2 protein-coding genes are annotated in these 970 nt (G+C 35.2%); both read right to left on the bottom strand.

The window, feature by feature from the left end; genetic code table 11:
- Positions 1-469 (bottom strand): transposase (locus tag V7K44_RS23650; RefSeq protein WP_334934952.1); only part of this gene is annotated, 469 nt, incomplete at its 3' end.
- 59 nt (positions 470-528) lie between these two features.
- Positions 529-915 carry a helix-turn-helix domain-containing protein gene (locus V7K44_RS23645; protein ID WP_334934950.1) on the bottom strand — a complete coding sequence of 129 codons (387 nt, stop codon included), beginning with the start codon at positions 913-915 and terminating at the stop codon, positions 529-531.
- Positions 916-970: the final 55 nt, after the last annotated feature.

Raw genomic sequence — 970 nt, 5'->3', positions numbered from 1 at the left:
AGTTTCTTAAATGTTGAGGATTTATTAAATTGAGTGCAACTGAGATTAGTTTATCAACCATTTCTGTTGTAGTTGGAGCAAAACTGCGTAAAAAAGATTTAAGTTGTGACCACCATAATTCAATTGGATTAAAATCGGGGGAGTATGAGGATAAACAAATAACTTTCGCACCTATAGCTTCAATCATTGGCACAATTGAATCTAGTTTATGTGCAGATAAATTATCCATAACTACCACTGCTCCTGACCATAAATTTGGCACTAAAAACTTCTCAATAAATAATTCAAATGCAATGCCATCCATTGAACCATTCATTGTCATTAATGCAACTACTTTTTTAATACTAATTGCTCCAATTACTGTAACTTTTGAGCCTCTATAGAAGGGGTTAAGAGAGTAAGCTCTTGTTCCCATTTGTGAACGGGCATGAGTCCTCGTTAACCCAAGCAAGACACCAGTTTCATCCAAAAATACTAAGTTTTCTGGCTCTATATGTTTGACCTTTTCCCAATAATCTAATCTTAAATTCAGGACTCTTTCTGTTCCTGCTTGGGTACTCCGCTTCGTTTTTTTTTCCGATTTAATCCTAATTTCTGTAAGGCACGACACATTGCACTTTGACCTACCCAATTGCCAGTCTTGTCTGCAAATAATTCACACAACTCTATCAATGTTGCATCTGGATATGATTCAACTAATTCTCTCAACTCTACGTCAGCATTTGTTAAATGACTAAATTGTGGCTTTCCTCGCGGCTTAGATTGTAAATTTCCTTCAAGTTTTTGTTGTTTTACAAGCTTTTGTACTAAACTTTTTGAGACGGAAAAGATATTAGCCACTTTCCTGATGGAGATGTTTTTATCAAGATGTGCTGCAACTATTTTTTCTCGAAGATCGACAGAGTAGGACTTCATTTAAAAGGATTTATATTTTAATCTAGTGTACCTCATAATAGACGCAAGTGCTGTA

This window comes from Nostoc sp. (assembly GCF_036917235.1).
Taxonomy (GTDB): Bacteria; Cyanobacteriota; Cyanobacteriia; order Cyanobacteriales; family Nostocaceae; genus Nostoc.
Note: the sequence above shows the minus strand (reverse complement) of the source record. Positions and strands in the feature narration are given on the sequence as shown.

What these genes read in the sequence shown, in the direction of transcription:
- V7K44_RS23645 (WP_334934950.1), bottom strand. Translation starts at nt 915, where the DNA reads ATGAAGTCCTACTCTGTCGATCTTCGAGAAAAAATAGTTGCAGCACAT.